We start from the raw sequence: 16,497 nt of genomic DNA on the forward strand, positions 1-16,497 counted from the left end.
GCGCTTGGCTTTTATTCACACGCCTTACGATGTAGCACAACATTCTCGCTACAAAAACACTCCCAAAACCATTACGTATCAAGGGAATAGCGTGACTATACTCCCATTACTTTCATTTCATTTTTGATAGCCAGATTTGTGTGAACCAAGCTTCATATTTTTTGTGAATAGCGTCGGAAAATATATTCATCTTTCACTTTATAAGGTTCACAAATATGTTGTACGTGGAATTCCTGTTCCTCTTGCTGATGTTATACATCGGCTCACGTTACGGCGGTATTGGCCTTGGCGTTGTATCGGGCATCGGCCTTACGATCGAAGTCTTTATTTTCAAGATGCCACCGACTTCACCACCAATCACCGTTATGCTCATCATTCTTGCGGTGGTGACCTGTGCTTCGATTCTTGAAGCGGCCGGCGGTTTGAAATACATGCTGCAGGTGGCTGAACGCCTGCTGCGTAAAAACCCTAAACGTGTCACCATCATTGCGCCACTGGTGACTTACTGTATGACTTTCCTGCTGGGTACCGGTCACGCGGTTTACTCCATCATGCCAATCATCGGCGACGTTGCGTTGAAAAACGGCATTCGTCCGGAACGTCCGATGGCGGCGGCTTCTGTGGCATCGCAAATCGCCATTACCGCGTCTCCGATTTCTGCGGCGGTGGTGTACTACTTGGCGGAACTGTCCAACATCAACCACAACATCACACTGCTGTCGATTCTGATGGTGTCTGTGCCAGCCACGCTGTTCGGTACCGTGCTGATGTCGCTTTACAGCCTGCGTCGCGGTAAAGAGCTGGAAGACGACAAAGAGTACCAAGCGCGCCTGCAAGATCCTGTGCTACGTGAAAAAATCTTCAGCACCACCGCAACGTCTTTGAATGAGCATCTGCCAGCTTCTGCGAAAAACTCAGTTCTGCTGTTCATTCTGTCGATCATCGTGATTGTACTGGTGGCGATGTTCCCTGAAGTGCGTCAAATCGGCGATGCCAAACCGATTAACATGGCAACCGTCATTCAGATGATGATGCTGTGTTTCGGCGGTATCATTCTGCTGGTCACCAAAGTGAATCCGAAAACGGTACCGGAAGGCGTGGTGTTCAAATCGGGTATGGTGGCAGCGATTGCGATCTTCGGTATCGCATGGATGTCAGACACTTACTTCCAATACGCGATGCCGCAGTTCCGCTCTGGCATCATCGACATGGTAAACGCCTACCCTTGGACGTTTGCGCTGGCGCTGTTCATCGTATCGGTAGTGGTGAACTCGCAAGCGGTGGTGGCGAAAATGATGCTGCCTGTGGGCTTGGCGCTGGGCTTAGAACCTGCCCTGCTGATTGGTCTGATGCCTGCGTTGTACGGTTACTTCTTCATTCCTAACTACCCGTCTGATATCGCAACCGTGAACTTCGATATCACTGGCACCACCAAGATCGGTAAGTGGTATTTCAACCACTCCTTTATGGCACCCGGCCTGGTTGGTGTGATTGGTGGCTGTTGTATGGGTTACGTCCTCGGTCAAATCGTGATTGGTTGATCACCCAAGCGAATGAAAAAGCGGGCTTCATGCCCGCTTTTTGTTTTGAACCACGGTTTATGTAGAACCCATCCGATTTGAACGGGTTCTTTCGCTATTTAAATTGGCTTTGCAATGCCCGGCTCACCGCCAATTTTCGCTCACCGATGTAGACGTACATTTTGCCGGTGAAGTCCTTTTTCACTTTATCCACCTTAGCGACATTGACAGCGACGGAGCGATGGATTTGCCAGAACTGTTCGGGGTTGAGCTGGGCCAGCAGATCCTTAAGCGATGAGCGCAGCAGATACTCTTCGATTCCACGCTCGCCCTGCTTGTAAACCGACAGGTATTTATCTTCCGCTTTGAGATAGAGCACATCTGCCGCAGCGATCAAATGAATCTCCTCGCCCTTGCTCGCTTTCAACCAAGTCAAATAACTGGGTTTAACGTTAAGCTGCGATAGCTGGGAAATCAGCTGCGTCATGTCCGGCGCGGTTTGCTCGGCGCTTTGTAATCGCTGCTGCAAACGTTCACAACATTGCTGCAGACGAGATTCGGTAACCGGTTTAAGCAGATAATCCGCCGCATTGGTGTCAAAGGCACGCAGCGCGTACTCATCAAAGGCCGTGACAAACACCACCAGCGGCGGCTTGATGAGTCCTTTGAGTTTATTCGCCAGTGCCATGCCATCAAGCTTGGGCATTCTGATGTCCAGAAATACGATGTCCGGCTGATGCTGATGAATGGCTTCGAGTGCCGTTTCCCCATTATCCACTGTGGCCACCACCGTGAGTTGTGGCCACAGATCCGCCAAAGACTGGTTGAGATGGCGGCGCAGCAGCGGTTCATCGTCTGCAATCAGCGCGGTCACATCAGGCCGCATAGTGCTCTCCTTGTGAGTGTTCCATCGCGTGTTCAGCGATTCGAATAGCGGCCGTCACGCCGCCCTTTGCGTTCTGAGTAATCGTGAAATTGGCATCATGACCAAACAAACCGTGAAGACGCTGACGCACATTCTCCAGCGCGATACCATTCCCTTTGGGAATATCGCTGAGCCCGGCGCCATTATCAGAGACCGTGAATACAATCGAGTCCTGCAGGCGTTCAATCGCCACGTTCACTTCTCCGCCCTCCGCTTTGGGTTCAATGCCATGCTCTATCGCATTTTCCACCAGCGGCTGCAACAGCATTGGCGGCAGGCAGAGCGAGTTCCACTGCTGACCAGCAGGTAAGCTGTAGCGCAGGCGGTCTCCCAAGCGAATCGCCTGAATTCCGAGATAAGCGTCAATCAATTCCAGTTCATCTTTGAGAGTCGAAACACCCTCGCGACGGCGCATTGAACTGCGCAATAAATCGGTCAGTTTTTCCAGCATACGCTGCGCTTTGTGCGGTTCGCTGGCAATCAGCGCATTCACATTCGCGAGCGTGTTAAACAGAAAATGCGGTTCAATCTGGCTTTGCAGCTGTTTGAGTTGACTCAGCAACAGTGCTTTCTCCTGTTCGCTCTGACGACGTTTCGCCACTTCGAGCGCATTTTCTGCCACCAGTTTTTGCTCATGGGCATAGAAATAGAAAAAACACAGCGCGGTAAACATAAAGCCCAGCATCACCACCGGTTTGAGCGCGGCAATACTGTCGAATCCCGGGTATTGATTCAACCACATGTACGCGTTGGCGGTGCCCAGCACCATTCCGCCAGCCAACGCAAGCAGATTGATATAGCGGGTAGAAAGCGATGGGAGCGCCGCCCCGAGCACCAGTGCACACATATACGCACTCAAACCGTAACCAAAGCTGATGATAAGATGGCCGCTGAGCGGGCTTGACCAGATAGCCTGAGTGCCGAGCGCAATCACAAAGCAAAACAGCGCGGTAAATGTCAGGCTCTTGCCATGACGTTTTAGCCAAAGAGTTGTGTCTGTCATGAGACGATTCCTTTATCAATGAGTGGATCCTAAACAGTTCAGGCGGGTTTGCCTACACGCTCCCTTTAATGCCGCAACGAAACGTGCGGCACATCCCTTTTCTGTGTTGTCGGGAATCAGATTAAAGCGATTTGAATACTCATTTGGCGCTTTGCGACGAACGGTCATACTCTGGCGTGAACGGTTATCTGTCAGCGTCATTGACGCAGAGAAATCGAATCAGCAACGTTCACATACTAAAAAACCAGCCTGAAGGCTGGTTTTCATCTTTTCAGCAGAGTGGTCTATGGCACACCATGGCCTTTCGACGCGACCCAAACTCGATACCACTGTTCGCGGCTGAGAGTCAGATCCAGTGCGTCAACAGCCGCTTGTACCCGCTCGATTTTACCCGAACCGATGATCGGCAAAGGCTTGGACGGCAGTGCACGAACCCAAGCGTAGATCACTTGATCAATGCTCTCTGCGCCTAACTCTTCACGCAGCTCTTCTAAAACAGCGCGCACACGTTGCGCCTGCTCAGAATCCCCTTTAAAGATAGCGCCGCCACCCAAACATGACCACGCCATCGGACGGGTACGCAGCATCTGCATTTGATCCAACGTTCCATCGTGCGCGACGTCGAAATTGAGGGGGTTAATTTCCACCTGGTTGGTTACCAGCGGTTTACCCAGACGCGACTGCAGCAATTCGAACTGCGCAGGTGAGAAGTTCGATACGCCGAAGTGTTTCACTTTGCCCACTTTGTGCAGCTCGGTAAACGCTTCAGCCACTTCGTCTGCATCCATCAACACATCCGGACGGTGAATCAGCAGCACATCAATTTCGTTCACACGCAGACGCTCCAGCGAGTTATTCACTGACTGGTAAATATGCGCCGCACTGGTGTCGTAATGGTTGATTTTGCGCTCTGGGAATTTCGCGCTGCACAGCTTGATGTCACACTTGGTGACGATCTGCAATTGCTCGCGCAGCGACGGTTCCAACGCCAACGCTTCACCGAACAGTTGTTCACACTCGTAGTTGCCATAAATATCAGCGTGATCAACCGTTGTGATCCCAAGCTCGAGGTGCTGTTTCAGGAAGGTCAAACGCTCTTGCGCCGTCATACCCCATTCGCCCAGACGCCAGTAACCTTGTACTAGCTCAGAAAATTCCGGGCCTTGAGAGGCAATCGTTACTTTCGCAACCATGGTTTTACTCCTTTTCTCTCTTTGGCGAACATCCTAAGCTTGTTTCCCTGCCACCTCAACGGATAGACTTGAGAAGTTCGAACTGGAGTACGAAGTTGTGAGTTTTGCTACACGTTTACAAGAATTGATCGGCGAAGAGAGCATTAGTGGCTTTGCTCGCCGGGTAGAAATGTCTGAAGGTCTGATCCGCAAATATCTCAAAGGCAGCGAACCCAGCCTGTCTAAAGCTAACCAGATAGCGATGCGTGCCAACTGCTCACTGGAGTGGCTGGCGACCGGTTGTGGTTATCTCTATCGTCAGGCCGAAGTGGTGGACATGGACGCTTACGCGCTGGCGCACAGGTATGTGACAGGTAACGTTTTATCGAGCAGTGATCAGGAGCAGCAGCGTCTGATTATCTCCGGATACCAGTATCTGCGGGCACATAAAAAAGCCGATGGCTATCTGGATGAAACCGCCATGGCGGCATTTTTGCAGCGTCATCCTAAGGAGCTGACACCGTCCGCGTAAAAGTCAGGGTAATATCTGAACCGTCAGTGAAAAGCTTGGCCTGCGCGTCCTGATGCCGCCAAATCAGAGTTTTGGGAAATGCCCGCGCATGTTGGTTGAGAAACACAACCAATGCTTTATCCGTTGCTTGCCAGCTTTGTATCTGCATCTGCTGCACCACATCAAAGGTGGCCTGATCCACTTGCGCATGTTGAAGTTGAAAGCCATCTTTGCGTAATCCAAGCTGCAACTGACTCCAGTTGTGCATACTGTAATCGGCATGCAGCACCATCTCATTGGAACGATCATGGTGAAACGCCACCTGAGCCCATACCGTTGTGGCGTAATAGGCAAAAGGTTCGCTGCACCACTTTTTTACCGACGGCATTTCACTGCACTCGATCCAATCACTGTGCTCAGCAAACGCTGCCTCATCCACATTCTTCCCCAGCAGATAAGGCGGCAGAAAATCCGGATGCGCCGCCGTTGATGTCAGGCTCCAACACGCCATCACCGCCACACTCATCCAGCGCCATTTGTTCATGAATCTCTCCTGTTTTCGGCCAGTGTGCCTTGATTGATTCACCAGTACAACCGCCTCGCCTCTACGCCTTTGAATGGCAAAACGTGAGTCACTTCAAGCTCTTGGGGCGTAGGCTCAGGAAGGATGTATCCTGACACCACAAGGAGTAATGTGGAGCGTGAATAATTCCAACAATATCCCGACTACTGGCATCGTATCTCTTTTCGTTGAATCGGGTATGGGTAGAAAGGGAAACGAAGCAAGGACCTGAAAGAGTATGAAACTCAGCACCCTGACACTGGCACTGCTCGCCGTGGCTCCTGCCGCCATGGCCTCGCCCAACCTGACGATTTCAACCACCACTAACAGCCGTGATTTTCCACTCAGCAGCGAAGAGCCTTTGGTGGTGCCGTTAACCAAAGATGACTACACACTACGCATCACCGGTGTCGACGGACAATGTCAGGCTCCGGCAGAACAGAGCATAAAGTTCAACACGCCGATTGGCCTCAATTGTGGCAGCGCGACCGAACTGCCACTTAAGATTCGTTTTACCGGTGAATACGCGTTCAGTTACGACGCCAACGCCCACACACTCACGTTTGTGCGCCAAGCCACGGCGTCGGCCAAAAAAGAGTTCAAGCGCCCGATCCCGAATGTGTCATGCGAAGTGTATCAGGGTGGCGATGTCACGCTGGCACTTGGCGATACCTTTGCCGATGGTACTCAACTCAAAGATGCCTTTACCCAACAAGTCGTTACCGTGCAGCAAGGCAAAGTCACGCTCACTCCGGCCAAATCCAGTGGTGGACTGGTCCTGCTAGAGCCAGTAAAAGCCAAAGCGCAACCTTTTACCTATCGCAACGCCAACATCTACTTTGTGATGGTTGACCGCTTTAAGAACGGCGATCCGAGCAACGATCACAGTTATGGCCGTAAAAGCGATGGCAAAGATGAAGTCGGCACCTTTCATGGCGGCGATTTAAAAGGCGTCATCGCTAAGCTCGATTACATCAAGAGCCTCGGCACTGACGCTATTTGGCTGTCACCGATTGTCGAACAGGTACGCGGTTTTGTCGGCGGTGGTGACAGCGGATCGTTTCCGTTCTACGCCTATCACGGCTACTGGACTCGCGATTTCACCAAAATCGATGAGAATTTTGGTGTCGATGACGATCTGAAAACTCTGGTTGCCGAAGCACACAAACGCGGCATGAAAGTGCTGTTGGATGCTGTGATTAACCACGCAGGCTATGCCACGCTGGCCGATTTGCAATTCGACGGTATTGATGTAGTCAATCCGGCCAACTTACTGAAAACCTGGGCTGATTGGGCACCTAAAGCTGGCGAGAACTGGCACAGTTTCCATCAAAATATCGATTACAAAAGCCCAAACTGGAAAGAATGGTGGGGTGGCGCTTGGGTGCGTGCCGGCTTACCGGGCTATCCACAACCCGGTTCCAGCGACATCACCATGACGCTGGCTGGCCTCCCCGATTTTCGCACTGAATCGACCGACTATGTCACGCCACCCAAATGGCTGTTGAATAATCCCGGGACTCGTGTGGTCGCCAAAGACAACTACACGGTTTCCGATTATCTGATCGAGTGGCAAAGCGATTGGGTCAAACGATTCGGCGTAGACGGTTACCGGGTTGATACCGTGAAGCATGTTGAGGGCGATGTATGGAAGCGCCTTAAACAGAAAGCGAGCGAGAGCCTCAATGAGTGGCGTGCGGCCAATGGTCAGCAAGGCGAACCGTTCTGGATGATGGGCGAAGTCTGGGGCCATCGCGCCTATCGCAGCCCCTATTTCGACGACGGTTTTGACGCTCTGATCAACTTCGATATTCAAAAACGCATGGATACCGGAGCAGCATGCCTGAGCCAGATGGCAATGGTGTATCGCGATTACGCGCAAACGCTGGCGAAATACCCGGATTTCAATCCCGTCAGCTATATGTCTTCACACGATACGGAGCTGTTCTTTGGCCGCTTTAAGTCGTTCGATATGCAGCGCAATGCGGCCAATGCCCTGTTGCTGACTCCGGGTGCGGTGCAAGTCTACTACGGTGATGAAGTCGGCCGGGAAGCCGGGCCATACGCCGATGATTTTCATCAGGGTACCCGCTCAGATATGGTGTGGGATCTCAATGCCGATCGCGAGGCTTTGCTTAAGCATTGGCAGACCGTGGGGCAATTCCGTCAGCGTCATCCGGCCATCGGTGCCGGCGAACATCATGTCATCGAACAAAAGAATGCTTACGTGTTCTCGCGTACGCTGGACGACGATAAAGTCGTGGTGGCCTTTGTAGGCCGCTAACTCAGCCATCCAAAGAAAAAATAAAGCGCACTCTGGGAGTGCGCTTTTTCTTAAGGGAAATAACAAGGGATCAGCAATCAGTCCAGACGCAGCGTCACACCTGAGTAAGCGCTGTAGCCTTTCAACATGACATGGTAAGTCGTGCCAGGAACCGCAGAGATCGAACATTGCTCACTGTTACCTGAACGATATGGACGACAATCCCAAGAACTGGTGGTTGGTTTGCTGCCTGCTTTCACGTACAGGTCTGCATCGCCCGTTCCTGAACCGATAGAAACGGTCGCTGTCGACGCGCTGCTTACGGTAAAGGTATAGAAAGTTTCAGAGCCCGCAGAACCAGAAAGCCCGGTCACAGGTTGGCCTTTCACCAGTTCATTGCCAGAATCGACAGAACAAGATGAGTTCACGCCCACAGTGGTAAAGGCTGCACTCACGTCGTTCACGTTGTAGCCCAGATCTTGCGCCGCTTTCACGACGCCACAAGCGCCTTCATCAAACGTGCTGTTTGGTGTCCAGTACAACTGGTTTGCCACCGCAAACACTTCAAAGCCTTTGCGAACATTCCAGCCCTGTTTGTTAGACAGCAGGTAGAACGCACGGTTGAACACACCGCTGGAGTGGTGCACGTCAATACCGCTGTAGTACTGAGAAGCGTGGTCGATAGAACTGCCATCTTTAGACGGAGTATCGAAGTAGCGCAGACCACCGGACGACTTAAAGATGTCGCTGCCGACCACCCAGTCTACCGAGCCGCGCATGTAGTATTCCGCCGCTTCACCCGCGATGTCAGAGTAAGCTTCGTTGATACCGCCAGACATACCTTCATACACCAGACCAGAGTTTTGCTCGGTAAAGCCGTGGCTGACTTCGTGCGCACTCACGTTGATATCCACCAGCGGGTAAAAGGTTGAATAGCCGTCACCAAACGTCATGGCAGAACCATCCCAGAAGGCGTTCTCGTAGTTATTACCGTAGTGCACACGCATGGTTAACTGAAACGTCAGCGGAGATGTGTTCAGCCAGTCGTTATACATATCGAATACCACTTTACCGAAGTAATGGGCATCGTTGAGCGGAGAATACGCACCGTTCACCGCTTTATAATCGTTGTAGTTGCTGCTGTTGTTACAGTCGTAGCTGTACGCCGTCGTGCCTGAGGTTTTGTTTTTCAGGTCAACGGTTTTGACCGCAGAACTCAACATGGTACAGGTTGAACCGGTTTTGCTGATGGCAAAGCCCGGGTAATTAGTACCGTATTGATACATGCCGGTTTTCTGGTTACCACCAGGGCCGGTACCCGTTGCATCAGCGTGTGCAAGACCATCCCACTGTTTCAACACTTCGCCGCTGTTGGCGTCAATGAAGTAGAAAGGACGTGCAGGCGTGTCCGACGCCACAAAGAAGTTCACCAGATAAACCAGTTGCGCTTGTTGATTGTCGTCCAAACGCACCATCAACACCGCAGATTGGTTTTCCATCGGCAGTTCCTGACCAGCAAAAGAGGCGTTGGCCGCACTAAAGTTGTCCGCCGCTTTGGCAATGGCCTGTTTCTCATCGAGCGCTGGCTGCACTGTCGCCACATCCGCTTCAATGCCTTGTGCCATCATGCCCTGTACTTTGGTTACCCCTTTGCTCGACTCTGTCGCAACCACGGCAGTATTGAACACTGGAACACCGTTATACATTTGCTGATAACGTACTTTTACTTTGCCGTTTGGCAGTTTAATGGTTTTGACTGCCTTATAACGGTTTGCCTGAGTGACGACGCTGCTTTTCTGCTCAGTCAGCGCTTGCTGAAACTGACCGCTGTCTTCAACCGCAACCCATTGCGCGGCAGAAACCGGGAAAGCCATCACTGAACCTACTGCGAGTAAGCCTTTAACTTGACGTTGTAGTTTTTTCATTTCTCAGTCCTAGAGAGTGTGAAAATAGTTAGATTGCCTTTTAACTGGCATCTGTTGACCTGCGACGAACGTCGCCCATTGAAAGTGGAACAAGAAAATCCAGCTCGCCACTCGGTCAAAAAAATAATTTTCACCCCATGTTCATTAAAGCTTACAGTGACTTAGCGGAATGAGGGCTCATTGATAAAAAAGACAGGAAAATCCTAGTTATCAATCAAAAGTTTATATTTAACTGATAAATATATGCACACAAAAGCATACACATATTTGTCAATAGATTTGGTCGCGACAGGCACAAAAAAAGGCAGCTTTCGCTGCCCTTCCCGATAAAAATATCGATAAAAAATCAGAACTTATAGCCGCCAGCAATCATGAAGACCCAAGGGTTGATTTTCACATCAGTTGAGTATGATGTGCCACCCGCTTTGTATTTCGCGGTGGTTTCGATGTTTGCATACCAGGCAGATGCGTTCAGGAACCAGTTGTCGTTGATTTTGTAATCCACGCCCAGGTTAGCCGCCAGACCCCAAGAGTCGTCCAGTTTCAGATCGCTCAGACCAGCGTTCTCACCCGTGCTGTTGAACTTCTCATCGAAGAACATGGTGTAGTTGATACCCGCACCTACGTATGGACGAAAATCAGATTGTGGCTCTGCAAAGTAATATTGCAGCATGAACGTTGGCGGTAGATGTTTAGTCTCACCGATTTTGCCAAGACCGCTCAGGTCCGTCGAAATATCGTGAGAGAAAGGTGATGCCGCCAGCACTTCAAAGCTGATGTTGTTGGTGATCATGTAGCCAAGAGTCAAGCCTAACTGAGTATTGCTGTTTACTTTCAGCTCTTCATCGCTACCAAGAATTTTGTCACTGCTGTCATTTGGGACTACCGCAGCCAGACCTGCACGAACAATAAAGTCACCTTCTTGGTGAGCCAGAACGTTCGCTGAAGCCAGCGCTGAAAGTACAGCAAGTCCGCAAAGTGTTTTTTTCATTATGTGATTTCCTTTTTCTAGGGCTAGAGTTTGTAGTTCTTGTTGCTGCGCACAGTAGCACATAAAGACCACACATTTTTGATGGAAATCAATTTGTAAAATTTATTGCGGCAAATAGTAGAAAAATGCAAACCCCATCACTTTTTATTGCAATTATCAAACATTTATCTAATGCAACTTTTGCGTGCGTCACAAGATGCCATTCGATTCTCACTTGACTTAGATCAATTCAGGTGAAGTTTGCGAATCGAAACTTTGGACGAGATCTACACTTATGATGATGGGTTAAACGGTGAAAACAGGAGGGCGTTATGAGCTTAATTCCGCGTGACTCTTGGTCAGATTTCTATCGTTTGTTCGACAATGCCTTTCCGGCACTTCGGCCTCGTTTCGATGCTGACACTTTCTCTCCACGTGTAGATGTGATTGAGAAAGAGACGGCATTTGAAATCATCGCCGATCTACCGGGAGTGGCAAAAGATGACATAGCCGTCACCTGCCGCAATGGTACGCTGACGATTGAAGCTTCAACCACGAAAAACGAAGAAACCAAAGAACAGGACAAAGTCATTCATAAAGAACGCTATCACGGAAAAATGGTGCGCAGCTTCTCTTTAGGCGACAACGTGGATCTGAAAGAGATCTACGCCGAATTTGAAGAAGGCGTTCTGGTGGTGGTTGTTCCCAAACTGGAAGGCAAACCTGAAGAGAGCCAACGTATCAACATCAATTAACGGGCTCTTGATCGGCGCGGCGCTGGCAACAACGCCGCGTTTTTATTGTGGATAATTTGCTGATCATTTGACCTTTTGCTAACACCGCCCCGCCAGATCCCGACCACAATGATCCCGTCAATACAAATCAGACTGGAGTAAGTATGAAGAAGATCATTCTGCTGCTTGCCGCCATGTTGTTTAGCAGCGTTGCTCTGTCTGGCATGCGCCTTGGTGCGCCGCAAACGAACCTGAGCACCGCCAGTTACCAGACACAAAAGCAAGCCGCCGAAGCGGGCGAAGCCATGATGGCCAATCTGCAAGCAATGCCCTCGCAAGAGCTGTTAAAAGTGCTGCCGATTTACGACGAAAATGTAGACAGCAAAAGCGTGCGAATCAGCCAGATTCGGCGCAGCGTCAAACCGGTCGCCGAGCCCAGTGGCCAGATTGAGTTTCAAAGTATTCTGACCGTTAACTACCGTTATCAGTATTACCCTCACGACGAGTAGTCGCTCCTGCCTGATGAGTTCCCCCGCTCATCAGGATTTTTATCCTCGCCATCGGTTTTATTCCGCTTTCTGTGCGCTTCATAACCCAGTCTTAACCCTTAATCCGCTAACCTTGGTTTAATTCCTTCGTTTGAGATGCATTGGACATGAACAACACCTCTGTTTTCGCCTTCGCTCTGGCGACCCTGCTTAGTCTGGTTTTCCCCAGCACCGCATTCAGTGAAACTGCGCCGCAACCCACCGAGTCGGTCAGTACGTGGAACACGGCCTACGGCGGCGTCGACAAAAGTTATGATACGCATTTGCTCACGCTGCGCGATGAGATTGCTCCGACCTTCCAGACGCTGACTTTTCACGACAGCGTGACGGGGCGCACGATGGACTACAATCTTTACATCCCTGAAGATTACGACAGCAATAAAAGTTACCCATTAGTGCTGTTTATGGCCGACGCCAGCACAACAGGCAAAGGTGCAGAAGCGCCGCTTAAACAGGGTTACGGCGGTATTATCTGGGCAACGCCGGAAAATCAGGCTAAGCATCCTAGTTTTGTGTTAGTGCCTGCCTTTGCAGGGCCAGACAACGCCACTAATGACGACTGGGAAATTTCGCAAGAAGTGCCAATGGCCCTGCGCCTGCTCAATCACATCACCTTCCAATACAACGTTGATAAAAGCCGTATTTACACCACCGGACAATCGATGGGTGGCATGGTCTCTTTTTATCTCAATGCGCACTATCCGAACCTGTTCGCCGCTTCGCTGTTTGTCGGCAGTCAATGGGATGTGAAGGCGTTGGCCCCCCTGGCTAATATGCACTTTTTCTACATTGTGTCTGCTGGCGATCAAAAAGCGTCGGCGGGAATGAAGGCCCTCGGCGACATGCTGAGCGACAAGGGCGTCTCCGTCGCCAGCACCGAGTTTTCCGCTCAGCTCCCACACCAAGAACAAGAGCAGAAGATTCAACAGTTACTTGCCAAAGGCGAAGCCATCAACTTTGTTCAGTTTACAAAAGGCACTGCACCACCGAAAGGCAATACCCACCCTGGGGCAGAGCACATGTATTCTTTTGATTATGCGTATCAGCTGGAAGGCGTCCGTGACTGGCTTTTTGCACAGCGTAACAGTGCCTATGCCGATGTGGAAAACATCTACCTGCACGACAACGCTACGCAGGCATTTACTGATTTTCTGACGCTGGCTGAACACAATAATAGTCTGGCTCAATACGAAGTCGGCAAGGCATATCAGCAAGGCAACGGGACGGATAAAAATATGGTCAACGCGTTGGAGTGGTACAAGCACTCAGCCACGCTTGGTTATGATCGCGCGATTCTGGATCTCGGCATTTTCTATCTGGAGGGAAAGGAAGTGCCACAGGATTATACGCTCGCTCATCAATACTTTGAGCAGGCATGGCAATATGGTCACATGAAAGCGCCCCGTTATCTCGGTTTAATGGCAGAACATGGCTTGGGAGAAAACGTCGACTACGCCAAAGCAATGAAAATGTACCGGGCCGCATCTGATGCTGGCGATATTACCGCAGCCGCTCTGATTGGTCATTTGTATGAGCAAGGTCTGGGCGTCCCCCAAAGCAACACCGATGCCCTTAACTGGTATCTCAAAGCCGCACCATCCCCCGAGCAAGCAGCGGCCAATGTTCACCCCCGCATTCAAGCGCTGCTTCGCTTGGGGTATTTCTATGAACATGGCATCGCAGTGACTCAGGATAAAACTCAGGCGCTGCGCTGGTATCAGGTGGCAGCCACAGACCTGAATGCCGAAGCAATGGCAGCAGTCACCCGCCTTTCCCACTGAGCAAGGAAATAAAAAAGCAGCTCGGAAGAGCCGCTTCAAGAAAGTTTGCCTTATATGCTGATGATCCGCATATAAGGCAGCAATATTATTATTTTGTTGGCGGTGTGCCTTCAGCATTTGAAACAACCGCATCCATTTGAATCAATGCGCCTGATAGGATCTTTTCAACACCAATCACGGTTCTTGCTGGAAGTTTGCCGTTGAAAAACGTCGTGTATACCTCATCAACCAGATGCAGGTCAGCGATATTGGTCAGTTGAATATTGACCTTCACCAAATCATCCATTTCATGACCAATGCTTTCAACGATGGACTTAATATGTGTGAGACACTGCTTCGCTTGCTCGCCAGTATTCCCGTCTACCAGTTTTCCTGTCTGTACATCCACAGGAAGCTGAGCTGAGATATGGTTGTAGTGAGAGAAAGCCACTGTTTGCGTTGAAAGCCCACTCACTGGTGCCAATTCGGTATTGTTCGCGCGAATCACAAGCCCGTGTCTGTCTTCCACTTCTTGTGGTGGAGTGCCGTCGCCATGAGAAATAACCGCATCAATTTGAACCAATGCATTCATTGGCAGGCCTGCCGCTTGGGTCACGGTACGCGCTGGAACATAAGCGACGCTGCGAGCGATGGACGAGTCAGGGAAGAACGTCATGTACACTTCATTCACTTGCTCAATGTCGGCAAGATCTCTCACCTGAATGCCCACTTTGACAATATCATCAAACGGTACATCAATACTTTCTAAAACTGTCTTTAGGTTACGCAAACACTGAGCCGTTTGCGCCTTGATTCCACCTTCAACCAACGCGCCTGTATTCGGATCAATGGGCAGTTGCGCAGAAAGGTTGTTGTAGTGCGAGAAAGCCACTGAATGAGTCGATGTCGCGCTCTGAGTCACGCGATTACTGTTTCTCGCCAGCTTAATCAACGCGCAGGGTTCTTGAGGCTGGGTACCTTCACCGTTAGAGATTAAAGCGTCAACCTGAATCAGTGCATCACTGTTAGGTAGTTCAGCCACTGCAGACACTGTTTTCGTTGGGAAGTATTGAGTAAAGAACGTCGCCATCACTTCGTTGACTGCGCCTGCATCGTCAATATTCTTAAGGAATACATTCACTTTAACCACATCATCCATCACGTGCTCAATGCTCTCTACGATAGATTTAATGTTTTCAAAACATTGCTTCGCTTGCGCTTTGATGTCCCCTACCACCAACTCACCACTTTGAGGATCAATCGGCAGTTGCGCCGAGATATTGTTGTAATGAGAGAAAGCAACACTTTGTGTAGAGACTGCATTGATTGGCGCTCGGTCTGTATTTCGAGATAGCTTGATGATCTTACCGCTCATGATGATAGGTATCCTTATAATAGGTTTGTAGGGGATTTTGATAGTGATTATTTAGGGCTTATCTTTCTAAGAGCGCTGATGGTAATTCAAGGCTATTTGCATGAGTGTGATGAAATTCAAAATTCAATTTCACTAGCAAGCTTAAACTCTTTGGATAATTAGTCATGGCAAGACTAATTATCCAAACAATCCAGAATAAACCTCACTATATTTATTCAATAAGCGTATTCATTCCCTGAAAATGAATATATAGCATTTAAAATATGCCGTTTATTTTAGGTTAGATATTCAAATGTGATGGCGGCTTCACAACATACTAAGGAAACGACCCGCGCCAGACCAAATCGAGTGCTTTGATACCCGCATTTAATGAATAGATTTTTGTTTGAAATATCGCAGATACAAAAATCCAACCCTGAGTCAGGTTTTTAAACAACCCATCTACATTTGCCTTAACAGCTTAACACCGTTATCCAAGATTTGATTGTTAGTGCAAGGTAGCGTTTTGGCATTTGACTTAGCTTCCCTTGCAGAAAACCTTTTTATCGAAGAGGTTCCGATTGATCACACATTCCGGTTGATTACTTTAACTCGCAAATGGGAAAAGTGTGTTAGTGTCTTTACTAAATTAGCATTTAAAATGATTATTTGAGACATTGTGAAAACTCTAGCTTAGTGATCAAATTTACTCATCTATTACAAAATAATCTTTTATCACTACTTACTAACCCCCTCCAACGAATCAATCACCACCAGATCGTAACCCATTGTTTAAATTGACTTTTAATTATCCATCCAATTATTAAATTTAATAATTATCGAATTAATGCGCCTAGCCTCACAATAAGTCACAAGTATTCTTCTGTTCCTAATTGACCTTAATCATACAAGGAAATAAACCCATGAAATCGACCTTACTGTTAGTTATTTCCGTCGCTGTCTTTGGTTGGGCCGCAATTAGTCCGGCTAACGCTATGACGTGGCAGGGTGCCTACAAGAGTGAAACAAAGGGCAAGTTTGTAAAGATCTGCAAATACAAAATTGCAGGGTCTAAAGATGAGGCTGCAGTCACTGTCAGCGCTTACGAAATATGCCCACGCGTCTACTCATTCAATCTATAAGAAGGAAATAAACACGTGAAAAATTAACCTTTACATTCATGGCTACGGTACTTGCCAGCGAGGCATGACCTACGAAACGAATATAACCACTGTAACTCGACTCCTTTC

At 49.4% G+C, this 16,497-nt stretch carries 14 protein-coding genes; 7 read left to right on the forward strand and 7 right to left on the reverse strand.

All coding sequences use genetic code 11. From position 1 onward, the window contains the following. Positions 1 to 215 precede the first annotated feature (215 nt). Positions 216 to 1,541 (forward strand): anaerobic C4-dicarboxylate transporter, encoded by a 1,326-nt coding sequence (locus DYA43_RS15580; RefSeq protein ID WP_020328184.1) that lies wholly within the window; start codon positions 216 to 218, stop codon positions 1,539 to 1,541. Between the two features lie 94 nt (positions 1,542 to 1,635). Here the strand turns inward: DYA43_RS15580 and DYA43_RS15585 are convergent, their stop codons facing one another. The 3 genes from DYA43_RS15585 to DYA43_RS15595 form a co-directional block, all read right to left on the reverse strand. Beyond that, positions 1,636 to 2,406, reverse strand: a complete 771-nt coding sequence (locus DYA43_RS15585) for a LytR/AlgR family response regulator transcription factor (RefSeq protein ID WP_047460597.1) — start codon at positions 2,404 to 2,406, stop codon at positions 1,636 to 1,638. Next, positions 2,396 to 3,448: a sensor histidine kinase gene (locus DYA43_RS15590; RefSeq protein WP_047460593.1), complete on the reverse strand. Its 1,053-nt coding sequence runs from the start codon at positions 3,446 to 3,448 to the stop codon at positions 2,396 to 2,398. Before DYA43_RS15590 ends, DYA43_RS15585 begins: the two co-directional genes overlap by 11 nt. A 284-nt stretch (positions 3,449 to 3,732) precedes the next feature. Beyond that, complete coding sequence (locus DYA43_RS15595) at positions 3,733 to 4,641, reverse strand: aldo/keto reductase (protein WP_061055835.1); 909 nt, start codon at positions 4,639 to 4,641, stop codon at positions 3,733 to 3,735. Between the two features lie 97 nt (positions 4,642 to 4,738). Here DYA43_RS15595 and DYA43_RS15600 point away from each other — a divergent pair, with 97 nt between their 5' ends. Continuing rightward, the gene (locus tag DYA43_RS15600; protein WP_020328178.1) at positions 4,739 to 5,152 is read left to right on the forward strand and encodes a hypothetical protein; all 414 of its coding nucleotides are present in this window, start codon (positions 4,739 to 4,741) and stop codon (positions 5,150 to 5,152) included. On the opposite strand, the gene DYA43_RS15605 is transcribed toward DYA43_RS15600, so the two are convergent. Further along, a complete protein-coding gene (locus DYA43_RS15605) occupies positions 5,127 to 5,675 on the reverse strand; it encodes a hypothetical protein (RefSeq protein WP_061055836.1) in 549 nt (182 codons plus the stop codon). The genes DYA43_RS15600 and DYA43_RS15605 overlap by 26 nt on opposite strands. 256 nt (positions 5,676 to 5,931) lie before the next feature. On the opposite strand from DYA43_RS15605, the gene DYA43_RS15610 reads away from it, so the two are divergent. Continuing rightward, positions 5,932 to 7,977 (forward strand): alpha-amylase, encoded by a 2,046-nt coding sequence (locus DYA43_RS15610; protein ID WP_061055837.1) that lies wholly within the window; start codon positions 5,932 to 5,934, stop codon positions 7,975 to 7,977. 77 nt (positions 7,978 to 8,054) lie between these two features. Here DYA43_RS15610 and DYA43_RS15615 read toward each other — a convergent pair whose 3' ends face one another. Together DYA43_RS15615 and ompW are read right to left on the reverse strand one after the other, a co-directional pair. Further along, positions 8,055 to 9,881, reverse strand: a complete 1,827-nt coding sequence (locus DYA43_RS15615; protein WP_020431607.1) for a M4 family metallopeptidase — start codon at positions 9,879 to 9,881, stop codon at positions 8,055 to 8,057. 346 nt (positions 9,882 to 10,227) lie between these two features. Then, a complete protein-coding gene (ompW, locus tag DYA43_RS15620) occupies positions 10,228 to 10,872 on the reverse strand; it encodes an outer membrane protein OmpW (protein ID WP_024374932.1) in 645 nt (214 codons plus the stop codon). 311 nt (positions 10,873 to 11,183) lie between these two features. Between ompW and DYA43_RS15625 the strand changes: the two genes are divergently transcribed. The 3 genes from DYA43_RS15625 (at position 11,184) to DYA43_RS15635 (ending at position 13,914) form a co-directional block, all read left to right on the forward strand. Next, entirely contained in the window at positions 11,184 to 11,606 is a 423-nt protein-coding gene (locus tag DYA43_RS15625) for an Hsp20/alpha crystallin family protein (RefSeq protein ID WP_020328173.1), read from the forward strand. Positions 11,607 to 11,749: 143 nt separating this feature from the next. Continuing rightward, positions 11,750 to 12,094, forward strand: coding sequence for a DUF3316 domain-containing protein (locus DYA43_RS15630; protein ID WP_061055838.1), 345 nt, complete (start codon positions 11,750 to 11,752; stop codon positions 12,092 to 12,094). 146 nt (positions 12,095 to 12,240) lie between these two features. Next, positions 12,241 to 13,914: an alpha/beta hydrolase-fold protein gene (locus tag DYA43_RS15635; RefSeq protein WP_081094714.1), complete on the forward strand. Its 1,674-nt coding sequence runs from the start codon at positions 12,241 to 12,243 to the stop codon at positions 13,912 to 13,914. A gap of 88 nt (positions 13,915 to 14,002) precedes the next feature. On the opposite strand, the gene DYA43_RS15640 is transcribed toward DYA43_RS15635, so the two are convergent. After that, positions 14,003 to 15,268: a RidA family protein gene (locus tag DYA43_RS15640; protein ID WP_061055839.1), complete on the reverse strand. Its 1,266-nt coding sequence runs from the start codon at positions 15,266 to 15,268 to the stop codon at positions 14,003 to 14,005. 902 nt (positions 15,269 to 16,170) lie between these two features. Here DYA43_RS15640 and DYA43_RS15645 point away from each other — a divergent pair. Continuing rightward, positions 16,171 to 16,389, forward strand: a complete 219-nt coding sequence (locus DYA43_RS15645; protein WP_024374936.1) for a hypothetical protein — start codon at positions 16,171 to 16,173, stop codon at positions 16,387 to 16,389. The last annotated feature ends 108 nt before the right edge of the window (positions 16,390 to 16,497 follow it).

The organism is Vibrio fluvialis, assembly GCF_900460245.1.
In the GTDB taxonomy this organism is placed as follows: Bacteria; Pseudomonadota; Gammaproteobacteria; order Enterobacterales; family Vibrionaceae; genus Vibrio; species Vibrio fluvialis.